Here is an 18,256-nt window from a genome sequence, read left to right as displayed (position 1 = left end):
TATGATTTTCAACAACGATTCCGACGAGGGAGGTAACCGTGGCGAAACTCGAAGAGCGCAGGGTCGGTCAGTACGTGATCCGCGAAGCCGGACCAGCCGATGCCGACGGCGCGCGGTCGGTCATCCTCGACACCTTCTACCACGTCTTCGGCCACGGTTACCGGCCCCAATGGCACGCAGACGTCATCGACATGGACGGCGTCTACTTCTCCCACCCCCGCCAGGCGCTGTTCGTGGCCGCGCTGGACGACGAGATCGTGGGCACCACCGCGGTGCGAGCGGACGGGCCGAAGAGCCCGCCGCACGCCCCCTGGCTGGCCGAGCGCTACCCCTCGGACACGACGGCCCAGATCTTCCGCGTCTACATCCGCGCTGAGCACCGCCGCAACGGCCTGGCTCGCGAGCTGGTCGACATGGCCTGCCGCTTCGTCGCGGTGACCCCGGGCTACGACACGATCTACCTGCACACCAACGCCGACATCGCCGGCGCCGAACCGTTCTGGAACAGCGTCGCGAAGCAAATCCACGACGGCCGAACCGACCCCGGCCACAGCCCCGCGGTCCACTACGAAATCCCCATCCCCTGATCCCTGCGCCCGTGGGAGGTGTGGGGGATCGGATCAGCGAGCCGTCGCGATGCTTTCGCCGGTCATCGGGGTCCCGTAGCCCGATCTGGGTGAGCAGTACTGGGAACCAGGCGCTACGGCTCGACGCGATAGGCGGCCGTTGAAGCCGCGAGGCGTTCCGCGCTCGGTCACTCCGCTGTCGGCATGAGGGTGTACTCCTCCGGGGCGAGGTCGGCGGCGAGTTCGCGGAGCAGGGCGCCGATCTCGGCGAGGCGATCGGTGGTCATGCGCTCGGCGGGGCCGGTAACGCTGATCGCGACGTCCTGCGAGGTCGTGGACGTGAGGGCGATGCTGACGCAGGCGATCCCGGCTTCGTTCTCCTGGTTCTCGATCGCCCATCCTCGCCTGCGCGCGGTGTTCACCGCGTCGCGGAACCGGTCGCCGAGCGCGGGGTGCTCGTGGTCTGGGTCGGCTTCCTCGGCGTAGCTGGTCAGGAGCGAGTCGTTCGGGGGAGCCGCGGCGATGAGCGCGCGTCCGAGCGCCGTGCTCGCGATGTGCGCGCGTCGACCGACACGCGACCACACGCGGACGGAGCGCTCCGGCTCGATCTTGTCGAGGTAGACGACGCGGCGTCCGTCGAGCACTCCGAGGTGGACGAGTTCCTCCGTCCGGCGCGACAGTTCGAGCAGCAGCGGCCGGAACAGCAGCGGCAGGTTGTCGTCCGCACCGAAGGTCCGCACGATCCGCCGGAGCGCCTCGCCGAGGACGTAGTTGCGGTCTTCGCCGTCGCGCGCCACGTATTCGCGGTGCGCGAGGCCGCGGAGCAGCCGGTGGACCGACCCCTTGTTGATCCCCGTGCGTGCCGCGATCTCGCCGAGCGCGAGTCCCTCGGGGCCCGCTGTCGCAACCGTCTCGAGCACGACGAGTGCGCGGTCGAGGCTCGTGACGGGCGGCGTCTCCGATGTGGGTTCGGTCTCCATGGCTCCATTGTCGTCCCGGTCGATATTGCATCTCGCTCAACGCGAGTCTAGCTTATGGTCCAACATACAAAACGGTCGGTTCGCAATGTGAAACGCAATGCGCGGCAGCGCTGGACCACAGCCCGTACGTCGTGGAAGGACGAAGACGTCATGACACAGCCACTGGGCCGGAAGAGCGTGCCCGCGGGATCGCTCCTCGGAGCGTCCGCCCCGGACCGGACGGGAATCGTCCACCTCGGCCTCGGCAACTTCCATCGCGCGCACGGCGCGGTCTACACCGCGCAGGCGATGGCCGCCGCCGGTGGCGACTGGGGCATCCGCGGCTTCGCGCACTCGTCGGAGCGGGTCGTAGCTCCGATGCGAGCCCAGGACAACGTCTACTCGATCCTCCAGCTCTCCGAACACGGCGTCGAGGCCGGCGTGGTCGATGTCCACCGCAACACCGGCGTAGCCGCCCAGGACCCCGCCGCGGTCGTGGACGCGATCGCGGATCCGGCGCACCGCATCGTCACGCTCACCGTCTCCGAGGTCGGCTACACGCGCGACCCCGCGACCGGCAAGCTGGCGCTCGACGACCCCGACGTCGCCGCGGACCTCCCGGCAGGCTCGACGCCGCGCACCGCGGTGGGCATGATCGCCCGCGGTCTCGAGAAGCGCGCCGCCTCGGGTGAGCCGTTCGCCGTCCTGTCCTGCGACAACCTCCAGTCCTCCGGCGATGTCACGCGCGCCGTGGTCGAGGAGTTCCTGCAGGCGGCAGGCGTGAGCGAGGACGTGCTGTCCTTCGTGTCCTCGTCGGTGTCGTTCCCGAACGCGATGGTCGACCGCATCGTGCCGAAGACGACCGACGAGCACTCACGTCTCGTCGCGGATCTGCTCGGCGTCGAAGACCTGTGTCCCGTCCCCGCCGAGGACTTCACCATGTGGGTTCTCGAGGACGACTTCGCGGGCGGCCGTCCCGCCTGGGATCTGGCCGGCGCGACGTTCTCGAACGAGCTCGAGGCGTACGAGATGGTCAAGCTGCGCCTGCTCAACGGATCGCACTCGCTCATCGCCTACCTCGGAATCCTCTCCGGCGCGCCGACGATCGACGTCGCGTGGGGACAGGACTTCGTGCGCGAGGCGGTCCTGAACGGGATCACCGACGACTACCTCCCGACGTTCACCCCGCCCACCGGATTCGACGCCGGCGCGTACGTGTCCGAATTGGACGCCCGGTGGCGCAACCCGCGCATCGGGCACGCGACCACCCAGGTGGGCACCGACGGATCCGTCAAGCTCCTCCAGCGCATCCCCGACGCGGCGCTGCTCCACCTCCGGCGCGGCGACATGCCGCACCACCTCGCGCTGTGCACCGCCGCGTGGATCGCGTGCGTCGCCCCGCCGACGGGCTTCACCCCGGATCCGCTCGCCGAGCGCATCGTCGAACCCGCCCGCGACCGGCTCGCCGCCGCCGTCGACGGCGCTGTGACCGTTCCCGACCACGTGCGCCGCATCATGAACGGCGGATTCTTCCCGGACGCCCTCGCCGAGCAGGATGCCTTCACCGCCAGGGTCGCCGACCTGCTCACCCTCATCATCCGCGGCGGTGTGCGCGCCGCGGCCGCCGACGTCGCCGCCTCCCGCTGAGCATCCCCCGCCGACCTCCTGGAGCTGATCATCGATGAAAGGCCTGTTCATCCACGGCGCCGAGGACATGCGCCTCGAGGACGTCGCCGTCCCCGAACCCGCCGACGGCGAGGTGCTGCTGCGCGTGCGGTACGTCGGCATTTGCGGTTCGGACCTGCACTACTACTTCCACGGCAAGAACGGGGAGAACCTGGTCCGCGAGCCCTTCGCACCCGGTCACGAGTTCTCCGCGATCGTCGAAGCCGATCCGAGTGGCGAGTGGGCGAAGGGCACGCCGGTGACCGTGCACCCCGCGCGGTACGGCACCCCGGTGGACGGCATCGCGGACCGGCCGCACCTGTGGCCCGGCGGCGATTACCTCGGCAGCGCCGCGGACTTCCCGCACCGGCAGGGCGCCGCCGCGGAGTACGTGCTCGTCGAGAAGCCCATGCTCCGCAGGCTGCCCGAAGGCCTGTCGCTGCGGGACGCAGCGCTCGCTGAGCCTCTCGGCGTCGCGCTGCACGCGCTCACGATCGCCAACGGCGACGTCGGTGCTCGCGCGCTCGTGCTCGGCGCCGGGCCCGTCGGCCTGCTGATCGTCGCGGCGCTCGCCGCGCGCGGCGTCGAGCACGTGGCCGTCGGGGACATCCAGGAATCCGCCCTCGAACGAGCCCGCGCGCTCGGCGCCCACGAGACGTTCCTCATCGGACGCGACGACGTCCCGACGACTTCCTATCCCGTCGTGTTCGAGTGCTCGGGTGCGCCCGCGTCGCTGACGCAAGCGGTTGCGTCGGCGGCCCGCGCAGGCGTCGTCGTCCAGGTCGGCATGCTCGCCGACACCGCGATCGGGGTGAACCTCGCGCCGCTGGTGTCGAAGGAAGTCCAGCTGCGCGGCACGTTCCGCTTCTCGACGGAGATCGACGAGGCCGTCGACATGCTCGCGGCCCACCCCTCGATCTCCCAGGTCATCACGCACGTGCTCCCCGCGACCGAGGCGGTGGAGGCATTCGCGACGGCGAAGGACTCCGCTGCTTCCGGCAAGGTCCTCATCGAGTTCTGACCTTCCCCCTCCCCGCGCGAAACCGAAGAAGGAACAACGATGTCCACTTCAGCACCACCGCCCGGCACGGGCACCGCAAAGGACGGTACGGCCGAACGCAGCACCGGCGATCTCGCACGCGCCGCGATGTCCGGATGGCTCGGCACCGCGCTCGAGTTCATGGACTTCCAGCTGTACTCGCTCGCGGCCGGGCTCGTCTTCGGCCAGCTGTTCTTCGCCGGCGAAAGCCCTGCGCTCGCGGTCGTGTCCGCGATGGCGACGTACGCGGTCGGCTACATCGCCCGCCCCGTGGGTGCGTGGTACTTCGGACGGCTCGGTGACCGGGTGGGCCGCACCAAAGTCCTGTTCATCACGATCGCCCTCATGGGCGGTGCGACGACGCTCATCGGCGCCCTGCCGACCGTCCACCAGATCGGCGTCCTCGCGCCCATCCTCCTCGCGGTGCTGCGCCTCGTGCAGGGCTTCGGCGCCGGTGCGGAGATCTCCGGCGCGGGTGTCATGCTCGCCGAGTACGCGCCGACCAAGCGTCGCGGCATCATCGCGTCGCTCGTCGCGCTGGGCACGAACTGCGGCACCCTCGGTGCGTCGGCGATCTGGGGCATCCTCGTCGCCGTTCTCTCCGAGGAGCAGCTCCTCGCGTGGGGCTGGCGCATCCCGTTCCTCGGCAGCGCCGTGATCCTGCTGTTCGCCGTGTGGATCCGGTTCCGGCTCAAGGAGAGCCCGGTGTTCGAGGAGAGCTCCCACGTCAACGACGGCGTGGCGCTCACGACGGACGAGATCCGGGCGAAGGCGGAGCAGGAGAACGACATCCCGATGCTCGAGGCGCTCGAGCAGAAGAAGTGGCGGGCGCTCGTACCCGCGTTCCTGCTGCGATTCGGACAGGCGGGCAACTCGGGAATCCTGCAGACCTACATGGTCTCGTTCATCACCGTCACGCTCGCGATGTCGGCCGCGGTGGGCACGAGCGTCGTGATCGTCTCCTCGCTGTGCGCGTTCGTCACGGTGCCGATCGTCGGCGCGCTCGGTGACAAGTTCGGCCGTCGCCGGATGTACCAGGTGATGAGCGTGATCTCGCTGATCCTCATCGTGCCGACGATGATGGCGATCGCGGGAGCGGACGTCCCGCAGTTGTTCGTCGGCTACATCGTCATGCACAACGTGTCGGTCATGGCGCTCGCCTCGCTGGAGAACCTCACGCTGCCGGAGATCTTCGGCGCCCGTCACCGGTACGCCGCGACCGGTGTCATCAGGGAGGTCGCCGCGATGATCGCCACCGGTATCGGCCCCGTCGTCGTGGCGGCCTGGGTGGCCGGGACGACCGGATCGTGGATCCCGATCGCGATCATGCTCGGCATCTTCACGGCCTGCCCGCTCATCGGGACGTTCCTCATGCCCGAGGTCGCAGGACGCGACCTGAGGGATCCGCGCAACGCCGTCTGAGCACCCGCCTCGGGTGCGGCGGCGAGCCGCATCCGAGGCGGTTCCCACACCGTCCACTTTCGACGTACACCACTGATCAAGCTGCCTCTGGAGGAAGCGAGCACCGTGAGCATCTCGACCGTCGACGTCATCGTCACGAGCCCCGGACGCAACTTCGTCACCCTCAAGATCGTCACGTCCGACGGGGTCGTCGGGTGGGGCGACGCGACGCTCAACGGGCGGGAGCTCTCCGTCGCGGCCTACCTGCGGGACCACCTCGCGAGCACGCTCATCGGCCGGGACGAGGACCGCATCGAGGACACGTGGCAGTACCTGTACCGCGGCGCGTACTGGCGACGCGGCCCCGTGACGATGGCGTCGATCGCCGCCGTCGACATGGCGCTGTGGGACATCAAGGCGAAGAAGGCGGGCGTTCCGCTGTACCAGCTGCTCGGCGGAGCGAGCCGCGACAAGCTCCGCGTGTACGCGCACGCCTCCGGCAACGACTACGAGGCGCTGGCCCAGGCGATCCGCGGGTACGTGGACGAGGGCTACACCGCGGTGCGAATCCAGACGGGCGTTCCCGGTCTCGGCCGGGTGTACGGCGTCTCGGATACGGCGAAGCCGGGGGAGAGGTACGACTACGAGCCCGCGCATCGCGCGGCCGACGGCAGCGCCGCGACGCGTCCCGAGGAGGAGGACTGGGACACGCCCGCGTACCTGCGGCACGTTCCGTCGATCTTCGAGAAGGTGCGCGAGGAGTTCGGACCGGAGCTGCGGCTGCTCCACGACGGACACCACCGCATGTCACCGATCGAGGCCGCCCGGCTGGCGAAGTCGCTCGAACCGTACGACCTGTTCTGGCTCGAGGACGCGACGCCCGGCGAGGACCAGGAGGCGTTCCGGCTCGTCCGGCAGCACAGCACGACCCCGCTGGCCACCGGTGAGGTCTTCAACTCGGTGTACGACTACCAGACGCTCATCACCGAGCGGCTCATCGACTACGTGCGGTCGGCGCCCACGCACACCGGCGGCGTCACGGGTATGAAGAAGCTCCTCGACTTCGCAGGCATCTACGGAGTCCGCTCCGGCATCCACGGTCCGACCGACGTCTCGCCGATCGGCATGGCGGCCGCGCTCCACATCGACCTGGCGATCCACAACTTCGGCATCCAGGAGTACATGCCGCACAGCGAGCTGACGCTGGAGACGTTCCGCACGTCGTACACGTTCGACCGCGGCTTCCTCCATCCCGGCGACAACCCCGGTCTCGGCGTGGAACTCGACGAGGAGCTCGCCGCGCGCCATCCGTACACCACCGCCTACCTCCCGGTGAACCGCCTGCTCGACGGCACCGTGCACGACTGGTGAGTCGAGAAAGGACGGACGTCATGAGCGAGCGCCAGACCCTGCCCCGGAGGACCGCCGCCTCGCGGCTCGTGGTGGTGATCCGCGGCGAGCGCGCCGAGGACTACGTACCGGTCATCGACACGATGGTCGAGGCGGGGGTGCGGAGTTTCGAGCTCACGCTCACGACTCCGGGGACGTTCGCCGCGCTGCCCGGGCTCGTCGAACGGTACGCGGAGACGGCCGACATCGGTATCGGCACCGTGACGCGGCCCGGCGACGTGGACGCTGCCGCCGATGGGGGAGCGCACTACCTCGTCACGCCGGTCTCCGATCTCGCCACCGTCGACAGGGCCCTCGAACGCGACATCGCGATCGTCCCGGGCGGCCTCACTCCCACGGAGCTGTTCTCCACCTGGGACCGCGGCGTCTCCGCGGTGAAGGTGTTCCCCGCGGGCCAGGTGGGTCCCGGATACCTGAAGGATCTGCGCGGTCCGTTCCCGGATCTGTCCGCCGTCCCGTCCGGTGGGGTGGACCTCGAATCGGCGCGGGCGTGGCTCGCGGCCGGTGCGGCGGCGGTGAGCGTCGGTGGCCCGCTGCTCGGGGACGCGATGAAGGGCGGCGAACTCGGTGCGCTCGCGGAACGGGCGCGGCGGTTCGTCGAGGTGTGCGCGGGGAGTGGAACCGAATGACGGTCTCCCGGATTCTGACGCTGGGCGAGACGATGGGCCTGCTCACCGGCAGCCGCATCGGTTCGCTCGCGCACGTGTCCGAAGCGCACGTGGGGATCGGTGGCGCGGAGACGAACGTCGCCGTCGGCCTGAGCAGGCTCGGAGTTCCGGTCACGTGGATCGGCCGGGTCGGAGACGACTCGCTGGGCAGACGGGTCGTGCGCGAGGTCCGCGGCGAGGGCGTCGACGTGCGGGCACAGCTCGACCCAGCGGCGGCGACCGGGCTCATGGTCAAGGAGCGCACGGGACCGGGGACGTCGCGGGTGTACTACTACCGCGCGGGTTCCGCCGGTTCGCGGCTGGCAGCCGCGGACGTGCCCGCGGGTCTCGTCGAGAGCGTCGGGCTCGTGCACCTCACCGGTATCACTCCGTTGCTGTCGGACTCCGCGCGCGAGGCGTGTCTTTCCGTCGTGCGGCGGGCTCGGGCCGCCGGGGTGCGCGTGAGCGTCGACGTGAACTACCGGTCGACGCTCGCTCCCGCGGACGTCGCCGCGAAGGTGCTCGGCGAGCTCGTCGGGGAGGCGGACCTCGTGTTCGGCTCCCCCGAGGAGCTGGCGTACGGGGTTCCCGGTGGCGTGGCGGATGATTCTTCGGCGATCGACGAGCTGGCCCGCGCCCTCGACCCCACGGGCGCGCGCGAGATCGTCGTCAAGCGGGGCGCCGACGGTGCGTCGACGTACACCGGGGGCACCGTGGTCCACGCTCCTGGCCATCGCGTCGATGTCGTCGACACGGTGGGAGCGGGGGATGCGTTCGTGGCCGGCTACCTCAGTGGCGACGTCCAAGGCTGGAGCGTCGAGGAGAAGCTCGCCCGGGCGAACGCCTGTGGCGCCGTGATGTGCACGACCCCCGGCGACTGGGAGGCCGCCCCGACCCCCGCCGAACTCGAGGCCTTCCTGGGCGCCGACGGCGACCCGGTCCAGCGCTGAGGACGGAGATCAGGGCAAGACCTCCAGTGAGGACAGTTGCTCGTCGGGCCACGGCTTGAGGGTGCGGGCGTAGGTCGCGGTCATCGGCGACGCCGCAGACGACGACGTCGCCGATGACCGCGGGGATTCACGGCTCCGTCGTGCCGCGTGCTTCGGCGCGGAAGGCCAGCGGCGTTCGACCGTCGTGCTTGCGGAAGAACTTGTTGAAGTCGCCGGGGTTTTCGAAGCCGAGGTGGCGGGCGACGTCGGCCGAGGTGGCGTCGGTGTGCACCAGGAGGCGTTTGGCCTCCAGGATGATGCGGGCATCGAGGTAGGCCTTGGCGGTGGTGCCGGAGGCGGCCAGTGCGGCGCGGGTGAGGGTTCGGGTGCTGTAGCCGAGGGCGGCGGCGTAGTCGGCGACGCGGTGGGTGCGGGTGAAGTCGCGCTCGACAGCCGCGCGGAACCGCGCGAACGGCCCGTCCGGCAGTGCCGCGGCAGGAGGTTCCGGGCTGGCGCGGGCAAGGCGCAGCAGGAGGACGGCCAACAGCATGCGCAGTGCCCGGTTGTGGTCCTCCAGCGTCAGGGTGCCCAGCTCCTCGTGCTCGGCGAACAGGTGCTGGCGAGCGAGGTCGACCAGGCGGGCGGTCGAGCGGGTCGGCAGCACCGGGGCCTCGCTGAGCGGCGGATCGACGGTCACGAAACCCGGGCGCCAGATCACGATGGCGCCGCAGGATCGGGTCAGCGCACCGCCCGGCTCGGCCGCGTACTGGTGGACCTGGCCCGGGCGCACCCACAGCCAACCGCCCGGCTCGATGAGGTGGGTGGCGAAGTCCACCACGTGCGGCAGCGGTTCGGCGTCCCCGGCGACGTGGATGAGGTGGTGGAAGTCGGGCCGTTGCGGGGCGGCCAGGTCGATCTCCCGCCGCTTGCCCCGTTCGCGCAGCTCGGCGAAATCCACCACGTCCATCCCGATCGGTGTGCTCAGCCACGGCCGGTAGGCGACATCGGTGATCTCGGGCATCCGTGCAACCGTTCTTGTCCGATTATTCCCATGGTTTGTCGCCAGCGTACCTGCTCACCTGCGATATCGACTCCTAGTGTGGGGGTGTCGGAGCTGGAGTGACCGAAAAGGAGAAGCATGCGACTCGTCGTTGGCATGACCGGGGCGACCGGGGCTCCGCTCGGCCTCCGGCTGCTGGAACGGCTGGCCGAGCTGCCGGAGGTGGAGACCCACCTGGTGATCAGCCGGTGGGCCCGGGCGACTGTCGAGTTGGAGACCGGGCTGTCCGCCAAGGAGATCGGCAAGCTCGCCGACGTCGTCCACAACCCCGACGATCAAGGCGCGAGCATCTCCTCCGGGTCCTTCCGCACCGGCGGCATGGTCATAGTGCCGTGCTCGATGAAGACCCTCGCCGGGATCCGCGCCGGCTACGCCGACGGGCTCGTCGCGCGCGCCGCGGACGTGACGATCAAGGAACGTCGGCCGCTGGTGCTGGTGCCGCGCGAGACGCCGCTGAGCGAGATCCACCTGGAGAACATGCTCGCGCTGTCCCGGATGGGTGTGCGCATCGTGCCGCCGATGCCCGCGTTCTACAACAACCCTGCCTCCCTCGACGACGTCGTCGAACACGTCACCGCCCGCGTGCTGGACCAGCTGGACCTGCCCGCCCCCGCCGCGCAGCGGTGGGAGGGCCTGCGGACGGCTCGGCTGCGCAACCGCGCAGCATCCTGAAACTTTCCCTTGCCGCACAGTTCTTTTGAGGAGGAGCACATGGCCTACGACGACCTCCGGTCGTTCCTGAACACCCTGGAGCAGCAGGGGCAGCTGTTGCGGATCCCCGACGAGGTGCTCCCGGAGCCAGACCTGGCGGCGGCCGCCAACGCCGCCGGGCGCATCGGGGAGGGCGCGCCCGCGCTGTGGTTCGACCAGGTCAAGGGCTTCACCAACGCGCGGATCGCGATGAACGTGCACGGCTCGTGGCGCAACCACGCGCTGGCCCTGGGCCTGCCCAAGGAGACCTCCACCCGCGAGCAGGTCGAGGAGTTCGCGCGGCGCTGGGACGACTTCCCCGTCGCGCCGGAGCGCCGGGAGGACGCGCCGTGGCGGGAGAACACCGTCAGCGGCGCGGACATCGACCTGTTCGACGTGCTTCCGCTGTTCCGGCTCAACGACGGTGACGGCGGGTTCTACCTGGACAAGGCCGCCGTGATCTCCCGCGACCCGGACGCGCCGGAGGACTTCGACCGGCAGAACCTGGGCATCTACCGCATCGAGGTCATCGACCGGGATCGCCTTGCGCTGCAGCCTGTTCCGATGCACGACATCGCCCAGCACCTGCGCAAGGCCGAGGAGAGGGGAGAGGATCTGCCGGTGGCCATCACGCTGGGCAACGACCCGGTGGTGCCCATCGTGGCGGGCATGCCGATGGCCTACGACCAGTCCGAGTACGAGATGGCCGGCGCGCTGCGCGGCGCCCCCATGCCCATCGCCACCGCGCCGCTGACCGGCCTCGACGTGCCGTGGGGTGCGGAAGTCGTGATCGAGGGCCGCATCGAGTCGCGGGTGCGGCAGCTCGAGGGCCCGTTCGGGGAGTTCACCGGGCACTACTCGGGCGGCCGGCGGATGCCGGTGGTGCGCATCGAGCGGATCTCCTTCCGCAGCAACCCGATCTTCGAGTCGCTGTACCTGGGCATGCCGTGGACCGAGTGCGATTACCTGGTGGGTCCGAACACCTGCGTGCCGCTGCTCAAGCAGCTGCGCGCGGAGTTCCCCGAGGTGCGCGCCGTGAACGCGATGTACACGCACGGACTGCTGGTGATCATCTCCACGGCGAAGCGCTACGGCGGGTTCGCCAAGGCAGTGGGCATGCGCGCGATGACCACCCCGCACGGGCTCGGCTACGTCAGCCAGGTGATCCTGGTCGACGAGGACGTGGACCCGTTCGACCTGCCGCAGGTGATGTGGGCGCAGTCGGCGAAGGTCAACCCCGCCGAGGACGTGGTGGTCGTCCCGAACCTGTCGGTGGTGGAACTGGCTCCGGCCTCCCAACCCGCGGGCATCACGAGCAAGATGATCATCGACGCGACGACCCCGGTGCAGCCCGACGTGCGGGGCAACTTCAGCACCCCCACCAAGGACCTGCCCGAGACCGCGGCGTGGGCCGATCGCCTGCGTTCGCTGCTCGCCACGCGCTGAAATCCCGCTTCCAGGAAGGAAAGTCCGATGAGCGCCGAAGAAACCGCGTGCCCGCGCTGCGCCGCCGCCGAGATCCGCAGCGTGACGACCTCCCCGGTGCCCGGGGTGTGGGAAGTGCTGCAATGCCTTCCGTGCCGCTACATGTGGCGCACCAGCGAACCCGACCGCCGTACCCGGCGTGACAGCTATCCCGACAGCTTCAAGCTGACCGCCGAGGACATCGCCAACGCCGCCGAAGTCCCCGCCATCCCAGCCCTGCGCTAGCCGGTCCTGACCGCCTCACCTCCGCCGAACACGAGCTCCAGGGCGGTTCTCCGGGCGGGCCATTGGTCGGCGAATGACCAGTGCGCCCAGGCCGGGAACCGGTCAACGACGCTGGGTAACCCGGCCACTGCCAGTCACCCATCAGCGCGGTGGTCGGTGGCGGTGGTCGACAGAACTCGAGCACCGCTCGGGCCATTCCGAGGTGTTGTTGTGGTGCCTTCCGAGGCCCGCCCGCAGACTGAATCCGGATGTGGACGCTTCGCCGTTCGCTGGGCGGCGGGATTTCCAGGAGGACCGCGTGACTGCTTCGTCGCCCGCTGCCGATGCACCGCCCGCCCGGTACGACGATCTGCGGGCCCTGGTGATCAACTGCACCTTGAAACGCTCACCGAAAACGAGCAACACGCAGGGTCTGATCGACCACAGCACCACCATCATGAACGCAGGAGGAGTGCACGTCGACGTCATACGGGCGGTGGACCACGACATCGCCACCGGCGTGTGGCCCGATATGACCGAGCACGGCTGGGAGGCAGACGCGTGGCCGGACCTGTACCAGCAGGTCCTGGCGGCCGACATCCTCGTGCTGGCGGGTCCCATCTGGCTGGGGGACAACAGCTCCGTGATGAAGCAGGTGATCGAACGCCTCTACTCCTGCTCCGCCCTGCTCAACGACGCCGGGCAGTACGCCTATTACGGCCGTGTCGGCGGTTGTCTGATCACCGGCAACGAGGACGGCGTCAAGCACTGCGCCATGAACGTCCTCTACAGCCTGCAGCACCTGGGCTACACCATCCCCCCTCAGGCGGACGCCGGATGGATCGGCGAGGCAGGCCCCGGCCCCTCCTACCTCGACCCCGGCTCGGGCGGCCCGCAGAACGACTTCACCAACCGCAACACCACCTTCATGACCTGGAATCTGCTGCACCTGGCCCGCATGCTCAAAGACTTCGGCGGCATCCCGGCCTACGGCAACCAGCGCACCGCCTGGGACGCCGGCTGCCGCCACGACTACGAAAACCCCGAACACCGCTAGCCAGTTCGACTTGGAGGGGTCTTCCACGGTTGGAGGGCCGCCCGGTGCCGGTGGTCATGGTGGGGTGTCCTCGCCTGGTGCGGCGTGCTTCTGCTCGAAGCGTGCGGCGCGGCGGAGTTTGATGGCGAAGGCCAGTGCGGAGGCACCGAAGAGCACCGCCGTGATGGCCAGCCATCGGCCGAGGTAGACGTTTTCAGGCAGCCGGGCAGCGCTCGGGTAGAGCTCGGAGAGATCGAGGATGAGGGGGAACCAGACGATCAGGAGCACACCGGAGAGGAAAGTGGGCACGCGCAGGTAGTTGATCCACGGGACCCGTGGTGGACGGGTGGGGCGATGCCGCAGTACAGCGCGGGCCGACAGGTCTGCCAGCGAGTACAGCGGAAGCAGGATGAGGTCGTGGAGGATCGCTGCGCCGACGAACCAGATCGCTACCTCGACCGGGCGGACGGCGAACAGCCGTACCAGGGCGTAGGCGGCGAGGGCGAACGAGCAGATCAGGACGAGAAGGTGCAACGGACCGGAGCCGTACCAGCGCAGGAAGCGTGTCATGGTCATTCTCTGAACGTGAGCCGGTGGACCCATTTGGTGTTGTTCACGCCGGGGTTGGCGGGAACGATGATGCGTGCCGGGAAACCGTGGTCGACGGAGAGGTCTGCGCCGTTGACGTGCAGGGCCAGCAGGGAGCGGGGGTCCGCGACCTGGTTTCCCCGCAGTGCCACCGTGCTGAAGGGACCGGAGGGCTGGACGGACTCCACCAGAACGCTTCCGGCGTGGGGCAGTCCGGCCGCGGCGGCGAGGTCGGCCAGTCGAAGGCCGCTCCAGCGCTGATTTCCGGTGGACCATCCTTCCACGCATGCGATGGGCAGGTCGGCGGTGTGCTGGCGCATGGCCAGGAGCTGTTCGCGAGTGAAGATCAGCGGCGGCCCGTGGCCGTGGATTTCAAGTCGCCAGTTCGGGCCGATGAGCGCCGGCGTGACGCCGACCGAAGCGGCGGTCTTGTTGATCTGGAAGCCGTTCGGGCCGTTGCCCGGATCGCGGTTGTGCGGTGCGAGAAGGGCGGTGTTGCGCAACCAGCCGCCGATGCTTTGTCCCGCGGTGACCACGAGCAGCAGCAGTGATCCCGCTCCGACCAGTCCCAGCGCGCCGCGACGGGTCATCGTCGGCGCCGCTGGGGCGGTGGGCGCCAGGTGGTCGGGGTCGGGTGGCTCGGAGCGGGTGTGGGCGAGGTCGGTGCGCAGTTCAGCGGCGAGGCTGCGGGAGCGCAGGGCACGCGTCATCCGGCTGAATCGGAGGCAGACGTGGAGGACGAAGGCGGCGATGAACACCCAGGCGCCGTAGAAGTGCAGGGTGTAGAAGGAGCCCGGGAAGACGTAGTAGAGCTGGATGTTGAGGATGCCCGTGGCGAATTGGAAGATGGCCCCGCCGACCAGCATCAGCAGGGACAGCCGCTCCAGGGCGTGGGCGGGGCTGCGGGTCGGTGGCCACTCGAACAGCTTCGGGATCACCGACCACAACTTGCCCAGCAGGACGGGCACGAGGACCACGCCGAGCGTGACGTGCACGCCCTGGGTCAGGCGGTATAGCCAGTACGGATTCGTGGGCCAGTCGAAGAGGTAGAAACCCAGCAGGCCCTTGTCCGGAGTTTGGTCGTTGACCGGGTCGAGTCCGGGGTTGTAGGCGGCGTAGGACAGCACCCCGGTGACGAACAGCAGCGGGATGCCGATCAGCAGAACCAGACCGAATACTGAGGTCAGCCAGGTTCCGCGGATCGGACTGCGCCAGAATCCGGGACGAAACGGGCCCGGCGGCGGGGGTATCTGCCCGATCCGCCGCCCCACGGCCCGGGCACGAGCGGCAATCCTGGTCACAAGAACCGCCACCATGGCGGCCACGCGCACCGCGACGGCGCGAGTGCGCGCGGCAGCCCGGGCCGCCGGAAGCCAAAACGCGGCACCCACGCGCTTGAGGCGGCCTCGGTCGCCTCCGTCGTCCGAGCTCGGGTGTTTCGAGCCGCTGGATGACATCAGCTCCCCCCGTCTCCTCGGCCGCTTCACGGCGGGTGGATCCTCAGGGCGTGGCATGTGGACGCCTCGAATTTGGCACAGATCCCATCGGCTGTCCGCGTCCGGTGCGCATCCAGGCGGCCCTCGCCAGCCGAAAGGATGGAACCTCCGGTCAGCTTCCAGTGCGGTCGGGTTGGTTCGGTGGGACCGTGGCGCCATCCCGCACTGCTGGGGGCGAACCGTGCATCTTGATCCCGAATTGGCGGCAGCCTTATCTGCTCTGCCCGACCTGCACATCGACGACCTCGACGGGGCTCGCGCGCGGATGGCGGAGCTCGCCTCGAACGCCGGGCAGGTGGTGACCGGCGAGGTCACCCCGACCGATCACGAGGTTCCGGGTGTCGAGGGTGTGCCGGTGCCGGTCCGGGTGTTCCGGCCGTCCGACGCTGCCGCTCCGCTGCCTGCCGTGCTCCTGTTGCACGGGGGCGGGTTCGTGATGGGAGGCCTGGAGTCCCTCACCGCGCAGGCGGTGGACCTGTGCGCACATGTGCCTGCGGTCGTTTGCGCCGTCGACTACCGCCTGGCTCCCGAACATCCGTATCCGGCGGCGTTGCGGGACTGCGAGTCCGCGCTCCGCTGGATCGCTTCGGAGGCTGAGCTGCTCGGCGTGGACGCTGCGCGCATCGGTGTGTACGGCATGAGCGCGGGTGGTGGGCTCGCCGCGGCTCTGACGCTGCTGGTTCGGGATCGGGGTGGCCCGCCGGTGTGCTTCCAGGTGCTCGATGCCCCGGAAGTCGACGATCGCGTCGAGACGTTCTCGGCACGCACGTTCGATGAGACACCGCTGTGGAACCACGCCGACGCGGTGCTGAGCTGGCGGCACTACCTGCGTGGGTGGAGTGGGGAGGTTCCCGCGTACGCGGCTCCAGCTCGGGCGGACGATCTTTCCGGGCTTCCTCCGGCGTACATGTCGGTGTACGAGAACGATCCGCTGCGGGACGAGGGCTTGGCTTATGCCTCCGGCCTGCTGCGCGCGGGTGTGTCCGTCGAGCTGCACCTGTTCCCCGGGACGTTCCACCGCTCGGCGGTGCTCACGGGAGCAGCGGTTTCCCGGCGTCAGGCCACTGAAACCCGCGCCGCGCTCCGCCGCGCCTTGCATCCCTTCGCATGACGCAACCTCGACCGCGTCGATCGGGGCCAGCACGGCGTTTCCGACGGGACTGCCCTGGTGGTCGCGAAGTCTGCCTTGCAGCAGAGCCGATTCGTGGTGCGCTGACGGATCGTCCTCGCTCGCAGTCGAGTCTCGACGGAGGTGTGGCCGCCAGCTGGAAGCTGAGTCGTTGCAGTGCCAGGTAAACCGGCCACAGTCCCGCGACCGACGGCGCGTTCCGGACCTCCGACAGGATTCGGCGGAAGTTGTTCCCGGTGTCCAGCGCGGAGGTGAGAATGGCGTGCCGTTGCGTGCCTTCCTCTTCCTGGTCATCGGAGGACACCTCGGCCAGCGCCCGAAGGATCGAGGCCAGCTCGGCACGAACCGAATCGGCGGAGGGACTGGGCCGCAACAGGAATGTGGCGAGGAAGGCCAGCGTCGCGCCGAGGGCCGTGGTCAGCAGCCGGTCGCCGAGCAGCGGCACGATCGGGGTCGGCCCGAGGGCGGACAGGGGAATGACGCCGGTGACAACTCATCGACCACGAACCAAGATCATGCCCGCAACGCCGACCAAGATCCGAGCGAGACATCCTCTATGGGGCTGCTCCCTTGTGCTTTCGGCTTAGCCTGATTGAATTTCGGCCGTTCTGCTCGAGATCCTGAGCGGCCAGCTGATCCGTCGCCTTCGGGTTGTCTCTTCTGCGGGATGGGGGGTGGCCCCACTCGGGGTTCGGGGGATCTCCCTGGCAATTCAGGGGGAACTCCCCATCGAAAGCGGGGATCGCCTGAGTGCACCATTTTTTCATCGGCGACGGAACAGAAAATCCAAGCCGTGAAGGAAGCACAAAAGAGACACGACCCAGAGGACCTCCCTCCGGACTCGGTGCATCATCAACCCGAAAGAGATAGCCATGAACAAGACGACCCGGGCCATCGGTATCGCTGCCGCGATCGGCGCTATTGGATTCATGCCAGCCACTGCTATGGCCGCCTCCCCGGCGCATGCTGACAACAACGCCGTGATCACTCAGAGCAGCGACGGTAGTGGCGACAACAACGCCAAGGTCGACCAGAACAACGATGGCAGTGGCGACAACAACGCCAAGGTCAACCAGAGCAACGACGGCAGTGGCGACAACAACGCCAAGGTCGACCAGAGCAACGATGGCAGTGGCGACAACAACGCCAAGGTCAACCAGAGCAACGACGGCAGCGGCGACAACAACGCCAAGATCAACCAGTGGATGGGGTCGGACTGGTACTGACAGATACACCGCGCAACTGAACAACCGCTAGCGGCTGAGGGTCGTGTCCGGGAATTGCATCTCCGGGCCCGGCCCTTTCCCGCGCCGATGGCGTCCGTCAAGCAGTTCCAAGTCACCTTTGACTGCGCAGAACCTGATCGTCTCGCTCGGTCGGGTGGGGAGAACCCCACCGCAATCCGGTGGTCGTGCACCGGCGGTTCGGGGGCGCGCTCCATCGGAATTGTCAGAGGGCAGCGGGAGCATTTGGGTATCGACAACACCGGGAAGCCGAAGGGGGCGACCGCCATGAACCCGCAGCAGCACATCACCGACGCCCGCACCGCGCTCGGCGCCGCGGATCTGTTCGCGGGCACCGACCCGGTGGCCGTCCTCACCGATCTCGCCGCGATCGCCGAGTTGGTCGGCCGCCTGGCGGACCAGGCCCGCCGGGACCTGGCCAGCTGGGCAACGGTCGGCCCGCACCTGGCGCAGGCCAACGACCACGCCACCGCCTTGGCGCGCAGCCTGCACCACGCGGGCGGCACGCTCGCCTACAACACATCGCTGCACGTGGCGGCCTGACCGCCGATCGATCTGTCCACGGCGGACGTGGTCGCGATTGCGTAGCCGGGCGGTGCCCGCAGCGGACGGAGCCGAACTTCCCGACCCGCAAAAGGTCAGTCGCTCGGCTGTGCCCGGACGTCGTTGACGATCTTCTCGATAGGGCCGTATGACCTACTGCTCCGG

General features: G+C 69.0%; 18 protein-coding genes. 14 read left to right on the top strand and 4 right to left on the bottom strand.

Annotated features, from left to right (window positions below; translation table 11 throughout):
* Window positions 1-38: 38 nt before the first annotated feature.
* Window positions 39-587: a GNAT family N-acetyltransferase gene (locus tag OU415_RS00240; protein WP_270946406.1), complete on the top strand. Its 549-nt coding sequence runs from the start codon at window positions 39-41 to the stop codon at window positions 585-587.
* Between the two features lie 167 nt (window positions 588-754).
* Here OU415_RS00240 and OU415_RS00235 read toward each other — a convergent pair whose 3' ends face one another.
* Window positions 755-1,546, bottom strand: a complete 792-nt coding sequence (locus tag OU415_RS00235) for an IclR family transcriptional regulator (protein WP_270946405.1) — start codon at window positions 1,544-1,546, stop codon at window positions 755-757.
* A 150-nt stretch (window positions 1,547-1,696) separates the two neighbouring features.
* On the opposite strand from OU415_RS00235, the gene OU415_RS00230 reads away from it, so the two are divergent.
* The 6 genes from OU415_RS00230 (at window position 1,697) to OU415_RS00205 (ending at window position 8,637) form a co-directional block, all read left to right on the top strand.
* A complete protein-coding gene (locus OU415_RS00230) occupies window positions 1,697-3,172 on the top strand; it encodes a mannitol dehydrogenase family protein (RefSeq protein ID WP_270946404.1) in 1,476 nt (491 codons plus the stop codon).
* Between the two features lie 34 nt (window positions 3,173-3,206).
* A complete protein-coding gene (locus OU415_RS00225; protein ID WP_270946403.1) occupies window positions 3,207-4,211 on the top strand; it encodes an L-idonate 5-dehydrogenase in 1,005 nt (334 codons plus the stop codon).
* 39 nt (window positions 4,212-4,250) lie between these two features.
* Window positions 4,251-5,651 carry an MFS transporter gene (locus OU415_RS00220; protein WP_270946402.1) on the top strand — a complete coding sequence of 467 codons (1,401 nt, stop codon included), beginning with the start codon at window positions 4,251-4,253 and terminating at the stop codon, window positions 5,649-5,651.
* Window positions 5,652-5,756: 105 nt separating this feature from the next.
* The gene (gene manD, locus OU415_RS00215; protein ID WP_270946401.1) at window positions 5,757-7,001 is read left to right on the top strand and encodes a D-mannonate dehydratase ManD; all 1,245 of its coding nucleotides are present in this window, start codon (window positions 5,757-5,759) and stop codon (window positions 6,999-7,001) included.
* 20 nt (window positions 7,002-7,021) lie between these two features.
* Window positions 7,022-7,669 carry a bifunctional 4-hydroxy-2-oxoglutarate aldolase/2-dehydro-3-deoxy-phosphogluconate aldolase gene (locus tag OU415_RS00210; RefSeq protein WP_270946400.1) on the top strand — a complete coding sequence of 216 codons (648 nt, stop codon included), beginning with the start codon at window positions 7,022-7,024 and terminating at the stop codon, window positions 7,667-7,669.
* The gene (locus OU415_RS00205) at window positions 7,666-8,637 is read left to right on the top strand and encodes a sugar kinase (RefSeq protein ID WP_270946399.1); all 972 of its coding nucleotides are present in this window, start codon (window positions 7,666-7,668) and stop codon (window positions 8,635-8,637) included. The genes OU415_RS00210 and OU415_RS00205 overlap by 4 nt, the downstream gene beginning before the upstream one ends.
* Window positions 8,638-8,764: 127 nt before the next feature.
* Here OU415_RS00205 and OU415_RS00200 read toward each other — a convergent pair whose 3' ends face one another.
* A complete protein-coding gene (locus OU415_RS00200; protein WP_270946398.1) occupies window positions 8,765-9,637 on the bottom strand; it encodes a helix-turn-helix domain-containing protein in 873 nt (290 codons plus the stop codon).
* A 117-nt stretch (window positions 9,638-9,754) separates the two neighbouring features.
* Between OU415_RS00200 and OU415_RS00195 the strand changes: the two genes are divergently transcribed.
* The 4 genes from OU415_RS00195 to OU415_RS00180 all read left to right on the top strand — a co-directional run bounded on the left by OU415_RS00195 (window position 9,755) and on the right by OU415_RS00180 (window position 13,112).
* Entirely contained in the window at window positions 9,755-10,348 is a 594-nt protein-coding gene (locus OU415_RS00195; protein WP_270946397.1) for a non-oxidative hydroxyarylic acid decarboxylases subunit B, read from the top strand.
* A 39-nt stretch (window positions 10,349-10,387) separates the two neighbouring features.
* Window positions 10,388-11,812: a non-oxidative hydroxyarylic acid decarboxylases subunit C gene (locus OU415_RS00190; protein WP_270946396.1), complete on the top strand. Its 1,425-nt coding sequence runs from the start codon at window positions 10,388-10,390 to the stop codon at window positions 11,810-11,812.
* Window positions 11,813-11,839: 27 nt separating this feature from the next.
* A complete protein-coding gene (locus tag OU415_RS00185; RefSeq protein WP_270946395.1) occupies window positions 11,840-12,076 on the top strand; it encodes a non-oxidative hydroxyarylic acid decarboxylases subunit D in 237 nt (78 codons plus the stop codon).
* 298 nt (window positions 12,077-12,374) lie between these two features.
* Window positions 12,375-13,112, top strand: coding sequence for a flavodoxin family protein (locus tag OU415_RS00180; protein ID WP_270946394.1), 738 nt, complete (start codon window positions 12,375-12,377; stop codon window positions 13,110-13,112).
* A 54-nt stretch (window positions 13,113-13,166) separates the two neighbouring features.
* On the opposite strand, the gene OU415_RS00175 is transcribed toward OU415_RS00180, so the two are convergent.
* Window positions 13,167-13,667 carry a hypothetical protein gene (locus tag OU415_RS00175; RefSeq protein WP_270946393.1) on the bottom strand — a complete coding sequence of 167 codons (501 nt, stop codon included), beginning with the start codon at window positions 13,665-13,667 and terminating at the stop codon, window positions 13,167-13,169.
* Window positions 13,664-14,980, bottom strand: a complete 1,317-nt coding sequence (locus OU415_RS00170; RefSeq protein WP_270946392.1) for a molybdopterin-dependent oxidoreductase — start codon at window positions 14,978-14,980, stop codon at window positions 13,664-13,666. The genes OU415_RS00175 and OU415_RS00170 overlap by 4 nt, the downstream gene beginning before the upstream one ends.
* A gap of 376 nt (window positions 14,981-15,356) precedes the next feature.
* On the opposite strand from OU415_RS00170, the gene OU415_RS00165 reads away from it, so the two are divergent.
* The 3 genes from OU415_RS00165 (at window position 15,357) to OU415_RS00155 (ending at window position 18,091) form a co-directional block, all read left to right on the top strand.
* Window positions 15,357-16,286: an alpha/beta hydrolase gene (locus OU415_RS00165; RefSeq protein WP_270946391.1), complete on the top strand. Its 930-nt coding sequence runs from the start codon at window positions 15,357-15,359 to the stop codon at window positions 16,284-16,286.
* Window positions 16,287-17,176: 890 nt separating this feature from the next.
* The gene (locus tag OU415_RS00160) at window positions 17,177-17,530 is read left to right on the top strand and encodes a hypothetical protein (RefSeq protein WP_270946390.1); all 354 of its coding nucleotides are present in this window, start codon (window positions 17,177-17,179) and stop codon (window positions 17,528-17,530) included.
* A gap of 285 nt (window positions 17,531-17,815) precedes the next feature.
* Complete coding sequence (locus OU415_RS00155; RefSeq protein WP_270946389.1) at window positions 17,816-18,091, top strand: hypothetical protein; 276 nt, start codon at window positions 17,816-17,818, stop codon at window positions 18,089-18,091.
* The last annotated feature ends 165 nt before the right edge of the window (window positions 18,092-18,256 follow it).

Origin of the sequence: Saccharopolyspora oryzae (assembly GCF_027853915.1) — a bacterium.
Classification (GTDB): domain Bacteria; phylum Actinomycetota; class Actinomycetes; order Mycobacteriales; family Pseudonocardiaceae; genus Saccharopolyspora; species Saccharopolyspora oryzae.
The sequence above is the reverse complement of the archived record's forward strand: the minus strand, read 5'-3'. Positions and strand labels throughout refer to the sequence as shown.